This is a genomic window from Caulobacter sp. HMWF025 (assembly GCF_003060965.1).
GTDB lineage: Bacteria > Pseudomonadota > Alphaproteobacteria > Caulobacterales > Caulobacteraceae > Caulobacter.
Window position 1 is genome coordinate 15,246 of the sequence record NZ_QAII01000155.1, and the last position, 17,775, is coordinate 33,020.

16 protein-coding genes are annotated in these 17,775 nt (G+C 68.5%); 5 read left to right on the plus strand and 11 right to left on the minus strand.

Features of this window, described 5'->3' with window-relative positions; genetic code table 11:
* Positions 1–299 precede the first annotated feature (299 nt).
* Together DBR10_RS18960 and DBR10_RS16465 are read left to right on the plus strand one after the other, a co-directional pair.
* Positions 300–668, plus strand: a complete 369-nt coding sequence (locus DBR10_RS18960; protein ID WP_146184168.1) for a hypothetical protein — start codon at positions 300–302, stop codon at positions 666–668.
* A 651-nt stretch (positions 669–1,319) separates the two neighbouring features.
* A complete protein-coding gene (locus DBR10_RS16465) occupies positions 1,320–2,597 on the plus strand; it encodes a metal-dependent hydrolase family protein (RefSeq protein WP_108505505.1) in 1,278 nt (425 codons plus the stop codon).
* 4 nt (positions 2,598–2,601) lie between these two features.
* Here the strand turns inward: DBR10_RS16465 and DBR10_RS16470 are convergent, their stop codons facing one another.
* From DBR10_RS16470 to DBR10_RS16485, 4 genes are all read right to left on the minus strand, one after another.
* Positions 2,602–5,442: an ATP-binding protein gene (locus tag DBR10_RS16470; protein WP_108505504.1), complete on the minus strand. Its 2,841-nt coding sequence runs from the start codon at positions 5,440–5,442 to the stop codon at positions 2,602–2,604.
* 181 nt (positions 5,443–5,623) lie between these two features.
* Positions 5,624–6,253: a uracil phosphoribosyltransferase gene (gene upp, locus DBR10_RS16475; protein WP_108505503.1), complete on the minus strand. Its 630-nt coding sequence runs from the start codon at positions 6,251–6,253 to the stop codon at positions 5,624–5,626.
* A 107-nt stretch (positions 6,254–6,360) separates the two neighbouring features.
* Complete coding sequence (locus DBR10_RS16480; RefSeq protein WP_108556520.1) at positions 6,361–8,544, minus strand: xanthine dehydrogenase family protein molybdopterin-binding subunit; 2,184 nt, start codon at positions 8,542–8,544, stop codon at positions 6,361–6,363.
* Between the two features lie 2 nt (positions 8,545–8,546).
* Positions 8,547–9,008 (minus strand): (2Fe-2S)-binding protein, encoded by a 462-nt coding sequence (locus DBR10_RS16485; protein WP_108504889.1) that lies wholly within the window; start codon positions 9,006–9,008, stop codon positions 8,547–8,549.
* A gap of 266 nt (positions 9,009–9,274) precedes the next feature.
* On the opposite strand from DBR10_RS16485, the gene DBR10_RS16490 reads away from it, so the two are divergent.
* The gene (locus DBR10_RS16490; RefSeq protein WP_233243452.1) at positions 9,275–9,826 is read left to right on the plus strand and encodes an NUDIX hydrolase; all 552 of its coding nucleotides are present in this window, start codon (positions 9,275–9,277) and stop codon (positions 9,824–9,826) included.
* A gap of 66 nt (positions 9,827–9,892) precedes the next feature.
* Positions 9,893–10,651 (plus strand): endonuclease III domain-containing protein, encoded by a 759-nt coding sequence (locus tag DBR10_RS16495; protein ID WP_108504887.1) that lies wholly within the window; start codon positions 9,893–9,895, stop codon positions 10,649–10,651.
* Here the strand turns inward: DBR10_RS16495 and DBR10_RS16500 are convergent.
* The 7 genes from DBR10_RS16500 to DBR10_RS16530 all read right to left on the minus strand — a co-directional run bounded on the left by DBR10_RS16500 (position 10,606) and on the right by DBR10_RS16530 (position 16,940).
* Entirely contained in the window at positions 10,606–11,574 is a 969-nt protein-coding gene (locus DBR10_RS16500) for a M15 family metallopeptidase (protein ID WP_108504886.1), read from the minus strand. The genes DBR10_RS16495 and DBR10_RS16500 overlap by 46 nt on opposite strands.
* A gap of 33 nt (positions 11,575–11,607) precedes the next feature.
* Positions 11,608–12,129, minus strand: a complete 522-nt coding sequence (locus tag DBR10_RS16505) for a flavin reductase family protein (protein ID WP_108504885.1) — start codon at positions 12,127–12,129, stop codon at positions 11,608–11,610.
* Positions 12,130–12,167: 38 nt separating this feature from the next.
* Positions 12,168–13,202 carry a hypothetical protein gene (locus DBR10_RS16510; RefSeq protein ID WP_146184121.1) on the minus strand — a complete coding sequence of 345 codons (1,035 nt, stop codon included), beginning with the start codon at positions 13,200–13,202 and terminating at the stop codon, positions 12,168–12,170.
* Complete coding sequence (locus tag DBR10_RS16515; protein WP_108504884.1) at positions 13,088–14,008, minus strand: glycosyltransferase family 2 protein; 921 nt, start codon at positions 14,006–14,008, stop codon at positions 13,088–13,090. The genes DBR10_RS16510 and DBR10_RS16515 overlap by 115 nt, the downstream gene beginning before the upstream one ends.
* Positions 14,008–15,159, minus strand: coding sequence for a GNAT family N-acetyltransferase (locus tag DBR10_RS16520; RefSeq protein WP_108490569.1), 1,152 nt, complete (start codon positions 15,157–15,159; stop codon positions 14,008–14,010). The genes DBR10_RS16515 and DBR10_RS16520 overlap by 1 nt, the downstream gene beginning before the upstream one ends.
* 52 nt (positions 15,160–15,211) lie before the next feature.
* Positions 15,212–15,706 carry a GAF domain-containing protein gene (locus tag DBR10_RS16525; protein WP_108504883.1) on the minus strand — a complete coding sequence of 165 codons (495 nt, stop codon included), beginning with the start codon at positions 15,704–15,706 and terminating at the stop codon, positions 15,212–15,214.
* 670 nt (positions 15,707–16,376) lie between these two features.
* Positions 16,377–16,940 (minus strand): nucleoside 2-deoxyribosyltransferase, encoded by a 564-nt coding sequence (locus DBR10_RS16530; RefSeq protein WP_108489624.1) that lies wholly within the window; start codon positions 16,938–16,940, stop codon positions 16,377–16,379.
* Positions 16,941–16,995: 55 nt separating this feature from the next.
* On the opposite strand from DBR10_RS16530, the gene DBR10_RS16535 reads away from it, so the two are divergent.
* A complete protein-coding gene (locus DBR10_RS16535) occupies positions 16,996–17,775 on the plus strand; it encodes a CAP domain-containing protein (RefSeq protein WP_233243453.1) in 780 nt (259 codons plus the stop codon).

The following is a 17,775-nucleotide window of genomic DNA, read 5'->3' on the forward strand; positions in this document are numbered from 1 at the left end:
GGGCCACGCGGACCCCGGATCGCATCGACGAGCACTCCCGGCTCGATCGCCCTCCAGGACCGCGAAGGTCGCTGGCCGCGCGCCCTCCCCATCGCCCTGAAGTGAAGTCAGGATACGGCGGGCGGTAAAGGTGCGGACAAGTTTTTATGGGGTTGAAGGATTTCAGTGGGTTAGGCGGAAAAGGACGGGGATTGGCAGGGGGAGATCCGCCCGGCCAGCGAAGGTCCGGCTTACGGACAGGGGGCGACTTCTGCTCCCGCCCCATTGCGGCCGTTCGCTGCGGCAGTACGTTGGGGACCATGTCCGCAACCAAGAAGAAGCCGCGCGATCTGATTTTCGGCGCTCGTCCGCATGAGCAAGCGCTCTGGCTCGCTCACAAAATGGTCGAAGAAAGCGAAGTGCATTTCGACGGACCAGAGGGCTGGGTGGGCATAACTCTGAAAGCCGACCCGCCAGGAGTCATCGAGCGTGTCTTGGCCGAGCGCACGAACTCGGAGGCCACACGTGATGACCCAGATTTGTACTTCTGGGGTGAAGGCGACTGTCCGATAGAGCTATTCGAAACCGCGCCAAACGTCGGCAGTCTCCGCGCATTTGTGGAGGGTCCCATCGACGGCGATGACCGGACATGGTGGTCCGTTGGCATATGGCACAGTCGCAAAGCCTAGGTATGGTTTAGCGGCCAGGCGGCAACGTCCGGTTTCGGGCGGAGGTCTGGTTTCGGCTCGCGGCTCTAGTCGGACGCTTGGAAGTTCAGTTTCAAAATCAAAGAAGCCGTCATCCCGCGCTTTATGCGCGGGACCCATGGTTCGGCTTCCACATGAGAGATCCACGCCGTACCGCATCTGCGGCAGGCAAATGGGTCCCGCGTATAAAGCGCACGATGACGGCTATTGTGTCGTTGCCTCCCCTCCCCCTTTCAGACGCTGAGTGGGTCTGCACTGCGCTCTTTTGAACCGCTCTCCCCGGCGAAAGCCGGGGCCCAGATTCAGCCTGAGCCCCCGGGGATGATGCGCCTACGCGCCCGGCCGAACGCGATCGGCGTTCGGGGTTCGATCTGGACCCCGGCTTTCGCCGGGGAGAGCGGAGATGCGGGTCGGTCCGATGCGCGGGCTCCCACCTCCCCCCAAAAGTCATGTCATCCCGGCCGGACGCCCGCGAGGGCGGGAGCGCCGGACTCCTGCGGCAAGGGCAGTGCGGTGGCCGCTGGGTCGCGGCTCTTCCCCCGGCTTTCGCCGGGGTACGGCTGGGAAGACAGGATGATTGGGGGCCGCCGGGAATTGGGGTTAGCTGTCGCTTCCGTTCCCCGCGAGTCGCCCATGCGCCCGTTTCTCACCGCCCTTGCCCTGGCCCTGACGGCGACCACCGCCCAGGCCGCCCCGCCGATCCTGCTGAAGCCCGCGCGGGTCTGGACGGCCGAGGACGCCGGGCCACCGCATGAGGGCTGGGGCGTGCTGGTGCGCGACAACCGCATCGCCGCCGTCGGGCCGGTCGCGGGCCTCGACGCCACCGGGGCCGAAGTCATCGAGCTGCCCGGCGCGACCGTGATCCCCGGCCTGATGGACTTGCACAGCCATCTGCTGCTGCACCCCTATAACGAGGCCTCTTGGGACGACCAGGTCCTGAAGGAAACGCCCGACTACCGGGTGATCCGCGCCACGGTCCAGGCCAGGGCGACGCTGGACGCCGGCTTCACCACCCTGCGCGAACTGGGCACCGAGGGGGCGGGTACCTCGGACGTGGCGCTCAAGCGCGCCATCGGCGACCGGCTGATCCCTGGGCCGCGCCTGTTTGTCACCACCCGGGCTATTGTGGCCACCGGGGCCTATGGCCCGGCGCGGCGTAACTTCAATCCCGACGCCGAGATCCCCCAGGGGGCCCAGGAGGTCAGCGGCATCGACGAGGCCGTCCGGGCCGTGCGCGAACAGGCCGCCGCCGGCGCCGACTGGATCAAGATCTATGCCGACTATCGCGTCGGGCCCGACGGCGCGACGCGGGCGACCTTCACCCAGGAGGAGCTGAAGGCCATGGTCGAGGTGGCCCATTCGGGCGGCCGTCCGGTGGCCGTCCATGCCGCCAGCGATGAGGGCATGCGCCGAGCGATCCTGGCCGGGGTCGATACGATCGAGCACGGCTATGGCGGCAGCGAAGCCACCTTCAGGCTGATGGCCGAAAAGGGCGTGGCCTATTTCCCGACCCTGACGGCCAGCGAGAGCACCTCGACCTATTTCGGTGGCTATGTCGCCGGCAAGACCCCGCCGACCCCGGCCATGCAGGCGGCCGAACGGGCCTTCAGACTGGCCCTGAAGAGCGGGGTGACGATCGGCATGGGCAGCGACGTCGGGGTCTTCCGCCACGGCGACAATGCCCGCGAACTGGTCTGGATGGTCCGCCTCGGCATGAGCCCGTCCCAGGCCCTGCTGGCGGCCACCGCCGTCGATGCCCGGGTGCTGGGCCGGCAGGATGATCTGGGCCGGCTGAAGCCCGGCTTCCTGGCCGATATCGTGGCCGTCTCGGGCGACCCGACCCGCGATATCGAGGCCAGCAAGGCCGTCGTTCTGGTGATCAAGGACGGCGTCGTCCACCGCAGGCCGTGAAGGCTCAGACCCCGTCAGGCTCTGCAAGCTCGCGTCCCTGGGCGAGCGCAGCCGAGAGGGCCGCGACCAGGCCCAGGGCCGAGACCGGCTTGGCGATCTCGCCATCGAACAGGCCGTCGTCCGCCAGGCTGGAGGCATCGGCGGAGAAGGCCAGCATCGGTGTTGACCGGTTCCGGCCCGCGCGCCGGATATGGGCCGCTGCGGTTCGGCCGTCGACCCGAGGCATGCGCAGGTCCATCAGAATGGCATCGAAGGCTGTCGCGTTCGCCGAGGCGATGGCCTCGTCACCGTCCGCAGCCTCGCTGAGCTGCAGGTCAAACGGGGTCAGTATGGCCCGCACCAGGGCGCGGTTGGCGCTGTTGTCGTCGACGATCAGGATATGGGCCGCATCGGGAAGCGACAGTCCCTGGCCTGCTGACGGTTCGGGCGCGTGCCGGGCCGCCACCGCCTCGGCCGAGACCGAGAACCAGAAGCGTGACCCCTGCCCTTCCCGGCTCTCGACGCCGATCTCGCCGCCCATGGCCTCGACCAGGCCCTTGCAGATCGCCAGACCCAGCCCGGTGCCGCCGTGGCGACGGGTCGCCGCCCCGTCGATCTGGGAGAACCGCTGGAAAAGCTGCCCGACCCGCTCGGCCGGCATGCCCGGGCCGGTATCGCTGACCGCCACGGACAGCCTGGAGGCCTCGAGATCATAGGCCAGGACCACCTCGACCGAGCCGGCCTCGGTAAACTTCACCGCATTGCCGATCAGGTTCAGCAGGACCTGACGCAGGCGGTCGGGATCAGCCGTCACCTGTGAGGGCAGCCCCTGCAGACCGGACAGATGCAGCGACAGGCCCTTGTCCACGGCCTGGGCCTCGAAGAGCTCGACCGTTTCGCGCGCCAGGTCCGAAAGCGCCATCGCGACCGGCTTTATCTCGACCTGTCCCGCTTCAAGCCTGGAGAAATCGAGGATGTCATTGACCGTCGCCATCAGGGCCTTGCCGGCATTGGACACCCTGGCGACATAGCTGCGGGTCGTCGGGCTGAGCTCGGGCTGATCCTCGACCAGGCGCGAGAAGCCGAGCACGGCGGTCAAGGGGGTCCGCAGCTCGTGGCTCATATTGGCCAGGAATTCGGCCTTCACCGCCGCCGCGTCTTCGGCCTCGGCCCGGGCCCGGCGCAGATCACTTTCCAGGGCCTTCTGTTCGGTGATGTCGCGAATGATGTCGGTCACGCCCGTCGGCTTGCCGGTATCGGGGTCGAAGACCACCGTCGGACGGGCTTCAAGCCAGACCGTTCCCCCGTCCTTGTGACGGGCCCGGTAGGCGACACGGATCGGCGTGGACCGGCCCCGGCTTTCAATCTGGGCCGCAACGGCGGCCTGGACTGCGCCGGCGTCTTCAGGATGGATCTCGGCCGCAAAGCTCCGTCCGAGCAGGTCTTCCGGCGTGTAACCCATCCGCAGCGCAACGGAGGGAGAGATATAGGTCAGGACGCCGTCAATGCGCGTATGGGTCACCAGGTCGCTGCCGTTCTCGGTCAGGGTCCGGTAGCGCGCTTCGCTCTGCATGATGGCGATCTCGGCCTGCTTCTGCGCCGTGATGTCCATGATCACGCCGAAGATGGTGACGGGCCGCCCTTCGGCATTGCGCTCGACCCGCATGTTGCCGGCGGCATAGCGCTGCTCACCAGACCGGGTCAGCAGCCGTCCGATATTGTTGCCGGCCGTGGCCGGTGCCTCCAGCGCCTTGCGAAACCGTATCTTCATGGCCTCGCGGTCGTCAGGATGCACACAGTTCAGGGCCAGGGCCGGAGACAAGGGCGCGTCGCGCGGCACATCCATGATCACGTACATCTGGTCGGACCAGGTCATGACCTTGGTCGCCAGGTCGAGCCGCCAGTAGCCGACGCCGGCCAGGGTCGCGGCCATGCCGGCCCAGCGCGTCTGCTCCTGGGCCACGTCGCGCAGCCGCCGCCGCTGGGTATTGATCGTTGCGAGCGGCAGGGCCGAAGCGGCGGTGACCAGCAGCACGATCTGCAGGAAGACCACCCGGTCGGTCAGGTCGGTGACCACAAGGCTGATCGGACCCCGGCCCATCGCCGTGAAGGCCATGGCGAGGACGGCAATGATGGCAAGGCCGACCACCGCCCCGAGGATCTCGAGTTCCAGAGCGACGAAGGCCAGGATCGGCGGCAGCAGGAAAAGCAGCGGATAGCGGGTATTGCTGAAGACCAGGACCGTCGCGGCGACCAGCAGCAGCAGGGCCAGCCAGCCGGTCAGCCGAACCGGCCGCTCGGCCAGCAGATCCCGCGCCCGACTGACCGTCAACAGGAAGGGCGTTCCGAGCATCAGGCCAAGACCGTTGGCGAGGGCCCAGGTGGACAGGGTGGTCCAGAGGTCCGTGCCCCGGCTCAAGAACAGAACCAGGGCGGCGAGGCCTCCGGAGAGCAGCGGCGCGCAAAGGCCGCAGGTTGCGGCGATCCACAGCAGATCGCGCGGCCGGCCCACATCGATGTCGCGGCCAAGGGCCTTCAACAGAACAAGGGCGCAGAGCAGGTATTCCAGGCTGTTGGCCAGGCTCAGGCTCACAACGATGGCGATCTGGCCACCGGAGTGGAGGCCGGCCAGCACATTGCCGATCAGGGCAAAGAGCCCGTAGAGCGGCCAGTCGCGGCGCTCTGTCCGCAGCAGAACCGCCAGCACGGCCGCATTCGCCAGCCAGACCGGGGTGACCTGGTTGTGCTCACGCGGAAGGTCCACGCAGAGATAGGCCAGCACCGCGACAAGGACACCCAGACCCGCCGCCCGCCCGAGGCGGAGCGCGAGCGACCGGAAATCACGTCGGGACTCGGCGAGGGTCATGAGCGCAGCTTACCCGGGAGGGGTTTAGGATTGCTTGTCCCGCAACCGCGGGCCGTGCTCCCCTCGCCTAGAGCCCTTTCCGACCTGATGGCTTCATCAGGGTCGGGCGAAAAGGGCTCTAAATCATAAGTTTAGAGCATTTTTCGATCCGATAACCGTTTCACACTTATCGGAAAATGCTCTAGCGCGTCCCGAACGTCCGGTCGCCGGCGTCGCCGAGGCCCGGCACGATATAGCCGTGATCGTTCAGCTCGGCATCGATGGCGGCAGTCCAGATCGGCACGTCCGGATGGGCGGCACTCAGGTTGTCGATGCCGGTCCGGGCCGAAAGCAGGCAGACGAAGCGCAGGTCGGTGACGCCCGCCGCCTTCAGGCGACTGATGGCGGCGATCGCCGAATGGCCGGTCGCCAGCATGGGATCCACCACGATCACGAGGCGTCCGGCGATGTCCTGCGGAGCCTTGAAATAGTATTCGACGGCTTCCAGCGTCTCCGGGTCGCGGTAGAGGCCGACATGGGCCACGCGGGCCGAGGGGACCAGATCCAGCATGCCGTCGGCCATCCCCAGGCCCGCCCGCAGGATCGGCGCAAAGACCAGCTTCTTGCCGGCGATCTCCCGGGCCGTGGTCGGGGCGACGGGGGTCTCGATCTCGACCTCCTCCATCGGCAGGTCGCGGGTGACCTCGTAGCAGATCAAGGTCGCCGTCTCGCGCATCAGGGCCCGGAAGGTCCGGGTTGAGGTCGTCTTGTCCCGCATGCGGGTCAGCTTGTGCTGGACCAGCGGATGGCTGACGACAGTGACGTGGGACATGACACGGCTCGGCTTGATACGGGGATCCCCGTTCCTAGAGGGTTTTCCGGTCGCTGTGAAACGACGTGCGGAAAACCCTCGGGCGTCCTGATCCGGCGGCCGCAGGGTCAGGCCAGCTGATCCCCGATCGGCAGGGTTCTGATGCGCTTGCCAGTGGCGGCGAACAGCGCATTGCACAGGGCCGGCGGGGTCGGCGGATAGGCCGGCTCGCCCAGCCCGGTGGGCGGATGGTCAGACAGCACAAAGGCCACCTCGACCGGCGGAGCCTCGGCAAAGCGCAGCAGCGGATAGTCGCCGAAATTGCCCTCGACCACGGCCCCGTTCTCCAGGGTGATCTTCTGGCGAAGCGTACTGCCGATGGCATCCAGCACCGAGCCCTGCACCTGCTGTTCGGCGCCGCTGGGATTGAGGATCTGGCGACCGACATCGACGGCCGCCCAGGCCTTGTGGACCACGGGTGTCCCGTCGTCGCCCACAGACGCTTCGATGACCACCGCCACATAGCCCAGGTGGCTGAAATGGGCCGCGATGCCCAGACCGGTGCCCTTGGCAACTGCGCGTCCCCACCCCGCCATCTCGGCGGCGCGGTCCAGCACGCCGCGCATCCGACCGGTGTCGAGATTGTCCCAGCCGCCCGGCTTGCCCAGCGCCCGGGGCTCACCCAGCAGGCGACGGCGGAAGGCCACAGGGTCCTGACCCGAGGCATGGGCCAGCTCGTCGATGAAGCTCTGGAACACCCAGCCGAAGGCATTGTTGCCCGGCGCCCGCAGCCAGCCCGTGGGGACCGCCAGAGGCAGGGTGGACACCGTCTGGAGATGGTTGGCCACCGCTCGGGCCGGGAACTGGCTGGCGTCAACCTCGGCGGCGCGGACGAACTTGTCCCCTTCTCCGAAGCTTACGGCGTGGCTGCGCCAGGCCACCAGCGCCCCCTGGGCATCCAGACCGGCGGTCAGATTGTGCCAGCCGGCCGGGCGATAGAAATCGTGCCGGGTGTCGTCCTCCCGGCTCCAGATCAGCTGGGTCGGGGCTCCGGCCTGGCGGGCGATCCAGGCCGCTTCGACCATGTAGTCATTCATCAGCCGCCGACCGAAACCGCCGCCGCTCCGCGTCAGGTGGATCGTGACGTCACCGGGCGCGACGCCCAGGGTCCGGGCGACCAGGCCGCGGCCCTCCTCGGGATCCTGGGCCGGGGCCCAGATCTCGACCTTGCCGTCCTTCCAGGCCGCCGTGCAGTTCTGCGGCTCAAGGGTCGCATGGGCCAGGAAGGGGTAATGGTAGGCGGCCTCAACTACCTTGGCCGCTCCGGCCAGGGCTGTCTCGACATTGCCCTCCTGTCGCATGACCCGCTGAGGGGCCTGACGGGCCAGTTCGGCCGCGCGGGCCGCCATGGCGACAGAGCTCTGGCCGGAGGCGGGATGATCGGTCCAGACGACCTCGAGGGCCTGGCGACCCTTGCGGGCCGTCCACCAGCTGTCGGCCACCACCGCGACGCCGGGCAACAGGCCGTCCAGCGCGGTGCCGCCTTCGACGACAAAGGCGGCGCGCACACCCTTCACGGCCAGGGCCGGTGCGAGATCGACCCGATCGACCCGCGCCCCAAACACCGGGGCCTTGAGGAAGGTGGCGTACAGCATGCCGGGCAGCCGCACGTCGAGGCCATAGAGCGGCTGGCCGGTCACGATCGCCGGATTGTCGGACTGCGGATGGGCCTTGCCGATGATGCGGTAGCGGGCAGGATCCTTCAGCGTCAGCGCCTGCGGGTCCGGCACGGGCAGCTTGGCCGCCGCCTCAACCAGCTCGCCATAGGCGAGGCGGCGCTTGCCGGCCGGATCGATCACGACTCCGGGCTCGGTGACGAGGCCGGCGGCCGGGAGGCCCCAGCGCTGCGCGGCCGCCGCGATCAGCAGGGCCCGGGCGACAGCGCCGACCCGGCGGGTCGGCTCCCACTCCTGCGGCGTCGACATCGAGCCCCCGGCCCACTGGTCGCCATAGACCGCGTTATCGACCGGGGCCTGTTCGATGCGAACCTGGGCCCAGTCGACGTCGAGCTCTTCGGCGATCAGCATCGGCAGGGTGGTCTTCATGCCCTGACCGATCTCCGCGCGCTTGGCGGCGATGGTGACTGTTCCATCCCTGGCGATGCGGACAAAGGCATTCAGACGCGACGGCGCTGCGGCTTCGGCCGCGCGACCGGCCGCCGGCAGATTGAACGACAGGAGCAGGCCACCGCCGACGGCGGCACTGGTCTGCAGAAACAGGCGCCGCGAAGGGCTTGCGAGCCGCTTGTCCATGCTCAGACCTCCTGGCCGGAGGCCGCCTTGATGGCGGACCGGATGCGGTTGTAGGTGGCGCAGCGGCACAGGTTGCCGTTCATGGCTGCGTCGATATCGGCGTCGGTCGGCCTGGGTTTGGCCGTCAGCAGCGCCGTGGCCGCCATGATCTGGCCGGCCTGGCAGTAGCCACACTGGGGCACGTCGATGGTTTTCCAGGCCTCCTGCACGCGGGCCCCGACCGGATCGCTGCCGACCCCCTCGATCGTGGTGACCGCCTTGGTCCCGACCCGCCGCACCGGCGTAACACAGGCCCGCACCGGGACGCCGTCGAGGTGAACCGTACAGGCCCCGCACTGGGCCGCGCCGCAGCCGAACTTGGTGCCGACCATGTTCAGCGCGTCGCGCAGCACCCACAGCAGGGGCGTGTCGCCTTCGACCTCGACGTTGCGAGACTGACCGTTGATCGTGAGCGTGAACGCCATGTCCGACTCCTGCCTTCGCGAATGCCGCCGCACCATGACGCAGACCAGGTCAGGTGACGAGAGGTTCGACGCGCCTTGCCATCGATCCGGGCCCCGGCGCGCCCGGACGTGACCTCACGGTGACGCTCGGGGCCGGAGGGCCACTTACGCGCGATCTGCACGCGCAACGGTGCGCTTTCGGGTTTAGCGTAGCGGCTTCAGCCGTCGGCCGATTCTCCGGGAACCCAACAGGAGCGGCCTTCGGGACCTCAGGACCTTTGGAACACGTGACGGAAAAGCCAGCCAGAAAGTCAGGAAACGGCAAGCGACGCCAGATCGCGGCCCTGCCCTGGCGTGGCGAGGGCGAAGCTTTGGAGATCCTGCTGGTCTCGTCGCGAGAGACCAAACGCTGGGTGATCCCGAAGGGCTGGCCGATGAAGGGGCGGACGGATCCGGCCGCCGCGGCCCAGGAGGCCTATGAGGAGGCGGGCCTGGACGGCGTAGTCAGCCAGACCCCGGTCGGCGAGTACGAGTATCTCAAGCGCCTGAAGAACGGCACCGCCCGCCAGGTCAGGGTCGACGTGTTCCCGCTCAAGGTGACGGGCGAGCATGCGACCTGGCCGGAAATCGGCCAGAGAACCCTGCACTGGATGAAGCCCGTCGAGGCCGCCCTCGCCGTTCAGGAAGCCGAATTGCGGGACCTGATCGCCCGGTTTGCCGGCGTCACCCTGCCGGAGGAAGAGCGCCCGGCTCCGATCAGGCCCCCCACGCCGGTGAAGGTCGCCCTGCAGCGCCTGCGTCGCCGGGTCATAACCCTGTGGGGCCGCCCGCGAAGATAGTCACAGCCTGTGGACAATAGTCGGCCAGCGACATAATGTTCTCATTATGTTCTCGCGAGGCGTGTCGTGCAGCTGTCCCTTGGCCTTTCCCGCTCCCCACTAGAGGGCATCCGTGACCGCCTGCTGGCCGAGTTCGGGCCGCAGCGACCGGTGGCGCGAATGGATCCGGTTTCGCAGCTCGTAAAATCATCAATCAGTACACGGACGGAAGACGCCGTTTCATGGGCCGCCTTTCTGCGGCTGCGGGCGGCCTTCAAATGCTGGGAGGATCTGGCCCGCGCCGAGGAGGCCCTGGTTCTCGACGGCCTGGGGGACGTAGCCGGGGCCTGCGACAAGGCCCGTCGCCTGCCGCTGGCCCTGCGGATGATCGAGGCCCGTATCGGCTGGCTGTCGCTCAGCCACCTGCGCAACCTGTCGGTCGATGCCGCCCGCCACGAACTGCAGAGCCTGCCGGGCGTGGGGACCAAGGTGTCGGCCAGCGTCCTGAACTTCAGCAGTCTGGCGATACGCGCCCTGGTAGTCGACAGCCATGTGCATCGTACGGCCCTGCGCCTCGGCCTGACCGACGCCGCGGATGCGACCGGAGCCTATCACGCCCTGATGGCGCTGGTTCCCGAACACTGGACCGCCGATGACCTGTTCGAGCTGCACTGGCTGATGAAGCGCGGGCTCGGCCAGATGCTCTGCCTGGAAGATACGCCGCAGTGCGGGGCCTGCACCCTCAAACAGGCCTGCCCCAAGACCGGCGTGGGGCGAAAGGCTGACATCCTGGCCTGGCGTCAGCGCGACGCCAGGGTCGAGAAGGTCACCGTTCCGATCCCGTAGGCGGCCCAGTCCATGTAGTCGAAATGCCACCATTCCTCGGGCAGCACCGCGAAGCCCTCGGCCTCCATGGCCTCGCGCAACAGCCCGCGCAGCCGGCGCTGCTCGCTGGTCCCGCCCGGGAAGTCGGCAGAGGAGCGCGCCGACATCTCGTCATAGCGGCCGGGCATCTCCACGACCTTGCCGGTCTTCTGGTCATAAAGGGTGAGATCCACGGCGCTGCCCCGATTGTGGCGTGAGCCCCGGGCCGGATCGGCCACGAACATGTGGAACTGCGGCGGGGTCGCCTCCCAGAACATCCAGGTCACGAACCAGGGCCGGTAGGCATCGTGGATCAGCAGGCCATAGCCCCGCTGGGCCAGGGCTTTCTGCACCCGGCCCAGGGCCTCGGCCGCCGGGCGTTGCAGATAGGCGGCCGGGCGCTCGTAGAGCGGCAGGCCCATGAAGTTGTCCGCCCCCGCATAGCGGATGTCGAACCGGATGGCCGGATCGATCGTGGCCAGATCAACCAGATCGGCGGGCCTGAACGGACCGGTCTCGACGGGCGGCACCGCCGCCAGGGCCCGGGCTCTCAGGGCGACGGGATCGGCCCGTACGGTCTTGCGAATGGCCGCCTCGGCCTCGGCCCCGAAATCGCGGCGCGGCAGCAGCGTGCCGTTCAGCACCAGACAGCCGCGCTCGAAGGTCAGCGTCCCGCCGCCGTCCAGGCGGTAGACGCCGCGTCCCTGGGGCGTCAGGCGAACCTGGCTGTGGCCGCCGCCGTCCACGACCAGAACCCCGTCGCGTTCGAGGATGGTGACCGGCGCTTCGGGGGTTCCATATTGCCCCACGCGTGAGAGGTCAGCGCCTTGCGGTGCGGCAAGGATCACTGCCGGTGAGGCGGCCAGGGTCGCAAAGGCGACCAGTCCATATGACGCCCTGATCATTCCCGCCCCCTTCCTGCCAAACCGCCTTCAGGATCAGGCGTCGACGTGGACCCGCCGGAACCGGCCCTGCAGATAGACCAGCGGTTCATGGTCGGGGTCATAGCGCAGCTTGACCACCCGTCCGACATAGATGCGGTGATCCCCGGCATCGAACACCTGGTGGGTCTCGCACTCGAAATTGGCCATGCAGCCCGGCAGGACCGGCGTGCCGGTGCGCCAGGTCTCGACCTCGACGCCCTCGAAGCGGTCACCCTCCTTGCGGGTAAACTGCATGGCCAGGGCCTCGTGGTCGGCATGCAGGACATTGACCGTGAACACCCCGGCCGCATCCAGGGCCGGCAGGCTCGACGAGGTCAGGGCCACGCAGATCAGGGCCAGCGGCGGGTCCAGCGACACCGAGGTGAAGGAGTTGGCGGTCAGCCCGATCTTGCGACCGTCCTCGCCCGTGGTGGTGACCACCGTCACCCCCGTGGTGAAACACCCGAAAGCGTTACGCAGGGCCCGGGCATCGTGCTCGGCGCCCTCCCCCAGTTCAATCGTGACGGCCTGACTCATCGGCAACTTCTGCGATGAAGCGCCCGGCGGAGCAAGCCTTACCCGACCGCCCGGTCAATCAGAACGCCGGGTTGGGCCGGATCGAGGCCGAAGGTGACCGGCAGGTGACGCACATGCGGGGTCTGCAGGTTCAGGGCCTTGGCGCCGCGCGCCACGGCCAGCTTGGTCAGGGCGACCGGGCCAAAGCCGTCCTGGATCTTCGGCCGAGCGCCCATCCGCCGGCGCAGGACGCCGTTGGCATAGATCACATTGGCCCGCATCAGGGCCGGCGGGGTCATGAACTCGATCGACAGCGAGACGTTCAGCATCGGACCGTTCTCGATCCGGTGCGGCGCGTTCTGGGTCCAGGTGGCCATCACCCCGGGCTCGAGGTCATAGACCTGGGCCCCGGCATCCCAGGCCGGATCGAAGGCAAACTGTTCGGCCGTCTCGCGCAGCACGATCTTTTCCAGCGCCAGTTCCCCGACATAGGGATCGGCGACCGGATAGACCCAGACCGTCTTGCGGCCGCGGATCTGCCACAGCGACACCAGCGGCACGTCCAGATGGTAGAAGACCTGGGCATTGGCCGAGCTGATCAGCATGCCCAGATCGCGCTTGAAGGTGCGAAGGCCGGGGACCCGGGCTTCCTTTTCCGCGAAGATCTCGTCGGCCAGAGCCGCGTATTCGGGCACGAAGTCATTGGTATGGCGCAGGTTCAGCCAGATGCGGCCGCTCTGGGCCGCGTCCAGCAGCTGGTCGCCCGAGAGGTTGCCGGCCGCGCCCCGCCGCCAGGTCGTCCAGGCCTTGGGGTCCTCGCCCATGGTGAAGACGCCCAGCTGGTCGCGGGGATACTGGTCGAGCAGCCGCGCCAGACCCTCGTCGTCGAACATCGGCCGTTCGTGCAGGCTGTGGCGGAAGCTGAGGTTCTCGCGGCCGAAAGCCCTGGCCTTTTCCGGGGTCCAGTCGGTGATGATGCTCATGCCGTCCGTCCGTAGAACTGGATCTTGAAGGGCCCCCACCAGAAGGTCTTGCCCAGGCCCCGGGCCGCCCGGTCCAGCCAGTCGGCCCGATCGCGGGCCCGGACCAGCCATTTGGCGGCGGCCACGGTCCCGAACACGGCCGCCTGGGCCAGGCCCACCGCCATCCAGCGGGCAATGCCCTTGTGGTCCGGCGGGCTGGCTGCGGCGCAGTGGGCCGAGGGCCCCTGGCCATAGGCGAAGGCGCGGGCGATCGTGTAGTCGAGGCTCAGGCGCGATGGCACGGGATCTTCCCAGACCCAGGCCTCCGGCGACCAGGCAAACCGGGCTCCGGCCGCCTGCATCTGGCCGAACAGCATGTCGTCCTCGCCGCCGATCTGGTTGCGCTCGACCGCGAAGGGGCTGAGTGGATCCGGCAGGGCCGCGCGGCGCAGCAGGCTGTCACCGCAGCCGTAATAGTGGTCGATCACCCCCTCTTCGGCCGGTCCCAGCCGCGAGAAGAAGCGTTCCAGATAGTCGCGATGTTCGATGATGCGGTCCGGAGCCCGGGCCCTGACCGGGCCGAACACGGCGTCAGCCTCGAACCGGGCCTGGGTCGCCAGCAGGGCGGCCAGCCAGCCCGCCGGGGCCTCTTCGTCGTCATCGAGGAAGGCGATGAAGTCGCCGCCGGCCCGGGCCATGCCGGCATTGCGGGCATTGGCCACGCCGGCCTTCGGCTCATGCACATAGATCACCGGAAACGGCGCGCAGACCGCAGCGGCCTCGACCGACGCCCGGGCCGAGTCGGTCTGGTCGTTGTCGACCACGATCAGCTCAAGTCCTGCGACGTCGACGCCCTGCTGACCCAGCACCGAGGCGACCGCCACAGACAGGCCGTCGGGGCGACGCTGGGTCGGGATCATGATCGAGACGCGCGCCATCAGCCGTCCTCGCGGGCACTCGTCCCGCCCTGGCGGCGCGACTGGCCGGCCACCGCATCGACCAGGCCGCGCACCCGGCCGCCGACCGTCAGTTCGACACTGGCAATGGCATCCATCCGCCGGCGCAGGCGTCCGACCAGTCCGGCCCGCCGCGATCCGGCCAGGGTCCAGGCCCCCTCGACCGAGCTGGCCATCAGGCCGCCGACACTCGGAGCGGTGGCCACACCGTCCAGCGCCGTGGTCTGGCTCAGGGCATAGGACCGCTTGTAGTGGTCATGGCTGGGCCCGAGGTCGTAGCGGGTCAGGCCCAGGCCCGGCATGGCCGCAATGGCCCGCAGGAAGAAGATCTGGCCCGGCGACCAGGCCCCGAAGGCCGGATGGGTCGAGGCGATCCACGGGTGATAGATCCCGCCCAGCCGCACGCCGAAATGTCCGGCCACCAACTGGTCGCCGGCATAGAGGCTGACCATCAGGCCCTGGAAGTCGCCGCTCTGGCGGTTGAACAGGTCGGTCAGCAGGCCGCTGGTCCAGGCGGGGCGCAGGAAGTCGTGCATGCCGGTGCGCTGCAGCTGCTCGCGCTTCCAGGTGATCAGCAGGTCGAAGGCCTCGCGCGAGGTGTCCGGAGCGACCAGCCGGACCGGCCCGATCTCGCGCTCCAGCTTGCTGTCGAGCCGGCGGTAGTTCTTGATCTTCTTGGGGCTGGCGGTCCGCACGGCCTCCAGATAGGGCTCGGCCGGACCGTCCAGGGCAATGACATGGGCGGTCTTGACCTCGCCCTGCCCCCCGAACGCCTCAAAGGGGTCGACCAGACCGGTATAGCGGAAGGCGCTGATCCCGGCCCCGCGCAGCACCTGGGCCCCGTCCAGCCGCTCGCCGGGTTTCGAGACCAGGGCGTGATAGTCCGACAGCGGCGCGCCGATGGCCCGGGCCATGCCGCCGAACCTTTGATGAAACGGGAAGAAGCCGACGATCTCGCCCTGCCGGCGGATGATCGCCACCCGCGCATCCTCCCGCACCGCACCGACGGCCGCGGCAAAATCCGGGCCCAGCAGGGGGTTGGCGAAATCGGGTTGCGCCGCCGCAAAGGCCCGCCAGAGGCCGGCCTCGGAAGCGCCCAGGGCGCCGGGATGCACGAGTTCCACGTCAATCATGACATCGACCCTAACCGGCCGAGGTTATGAAACCGTGCAAACGCTGGCAGGATCAGGCGAAGGTGGCCGCCAGTATGGTTTCGAGGCCGGCCTGGTCGATCGCGTCGAAGGCCGCGGGCCGGTCGGAATCGACGTCAAACACTGCCAGCAGGGTTCCGGCCGCATCGAACACCGGCACGACGATCTCGCTCTCCGAGCGACTGTCGCAGGCGATGTGGCCCGGAAAGGCATGGACGTCAGCGACCAGCTGGGTCTGGCCCGTCGCCGCCGCTGCGCCGCAGACCCCGCGTCCGAAGGCGATCCGCAGGCAGCCCAGTGTGCCCTGATAGGGCCCGACCACCAGTTCGCCCGGCTTGTCAGGGTCGACCACATAGAAGCCGGTCCAGAAATAGTGATCGAAGCTGTTGGCCAGCATCGAGGCCACCGTCGCCATGCGGGCGGTCCGGTTCGGTTCGCCGTCCAGCACCGAGGCGATCTCGGCGGCCACCTCGGCATAGCGGGCAGCCTTGTCGGCGGAAAGGGTGAGGTCGTTGAACGCTTCGGCCATGATGGCGGGGATATAGCGTGTCCGGGGCCGATTGCGAGGGGACTTGCACCAGATCCGCCCCGTGAAGGGGGAGGATCTGCAGGATGCTGGGCGTCCGGCTCCGGGAACGGATGCAAGGTCGGCTGCCGGTCCAAGTCGGACGTCGCCGACGCGCGTGGCTACTGAGGCTGATCAGTAGCTCCAAACCGACGGGCGAGGCTGGTCGCCGACTTGCCAGCTAGGGCGAGCCCGACCAAACCTATCAGAACCGACTGTGAAGGGCCGGAGATGATTGCGTAAGCTATCAGTCCGAGCCCGAGCATAGCTGCGACTGCAAATGCCCAAGTCGGCGCTCTATCCAAAGTGCTCATGACTCAATCCTATGTCGATCACCTCATGCAGGCAACGTCCGCCCTTCACCCATTGCAGGCGCTGCCCGCGCCAGAAGTTGGCTCTTTTCACCCGCTCTCCCCGGCGAAAGCCGGGGCCCGGATTCAGCCTGGGTGTCTGGGGATGATGCGCCTTCTCGCCTAGCCGAGCGCAATTCGCATTCGGGTTTCGATCTGGACCCCGGCTTTCGCCGGGGAGAGCGGAGAGATGGGCTAGGCCTGCTCCCCCCATAAAGGACTCCCGAAACATCCGCTTGGGCACCCTCCGCTCTCCCTCCAGAACCGCCCTCCACTGCCCCCGCCTACTCCGCGTAGAGGCCCAGGGCGTCGAGGCAGAGCTCGAGGCCGGTCAGGTCGTGCAGGACGTCGTCGGTGACGATCACGAACAGGCGGCGGGCCTCGGCCCACAGCATGACGGCTTCGGGCAGGCCGAAATCCTCGATCCGGCAGCCCTCGCCGTCCCGCCAGACGCCGGCCTCGTCACGCTGAGCCCCGGCCATGGCCTCGACCCGGTCGACATACTCCGCATGGATTTCGTCGGGGATGTTGAGATAGGCAAAGACCGGTCGCCCCAAACCAGCCAGCACCCCGGCCTCGAAGGCGGCCCCGCTATCGGCGGAGGGACCCCGCCAGGGCGTCAGGTTGACCACCCCGGCATCGGCCTGACGCAATCGTGCCATGCGGGCCGCATAGAGTTCCCGCGCCTCAAGTTCCGGGTCCGCACTCGACGCCAGGGGCACCGGATCGGGGGTCAGGCCGGTGAAGCCAGACTCGATGCACAGGGCCCGCTGCCGCGCCGCCTGGGCGGCGGCATCGGGGAGCCAGGGTTCTGGACCGGCCAGCCAAATGGAACGTACAGGACGCATGGACCTTAGGTCTGGATCCCGACCCCGACTGTCAATCGCTGCGAGAGCCGAGATTTTGCAATTTTCCCGACGGGTCCTCCTGGCCACACCCCTCCTGCTGCTGGCGGCCCCCGCCCGGGCCGCGCCGGCTGCTGACTGGCTGGCCTATGAGCGACGCCTGCGCGCGCGGCTGGCCGACGCGTCCGGCGGACGCTTCGACAAGGGGTTCGAAAACGAGCTGCGGCTGCAGACCAACGCCCTGCGGCAGGCCCGCAGCCTTGCGCCCCTGATCCAGGACCCGGGCCTGGTGCTGGCGGCCAGGGCCCATGCGGCGGACATGGCCAGGACCGGCCTGATCGACCACGCCACGCCTGAAGGCTACATGGCCGCCGCCCGGGTGGGGCTGCTGGCCCGCGACCTGGTCGGGGCGGCGGGCGAGAACATCGCCATGCGTCGCAATGCGTCGGGGCCGGTCAGCCCGGAACAGATCATGGGCCAGTGGCGGGGCAGCCCCGGACACCGGGCCAACCTGCTGGCAGACGGTTTCACCCATGTCGGCTACGGCGTCCTGCGCCAGGGCCCCAGGGTGCTGGCGGTCGGGGCCTATGCCGAGGTCGCGTCCAGGCTGCGGGCCCCGGCCCCGTTGCAGGTGGCCTCCACCGACGCCATCGCCCTGGCCCTGTCGAAGGCCACGCCGGCGATTGGGCAGTTCTCGGTGTCCGAGCCCGGCAGCGAGATCCTGATCAGCGGCTCCGCAGGGGGCCTTGCGGCCGGAGCCTGGCAGTTGCGCCCGCACCTGTCCTCCGGCGCGCATCGCTACCAGGTGGCCTGGGGCCCGGTGTTCGTGCTGGGGTGA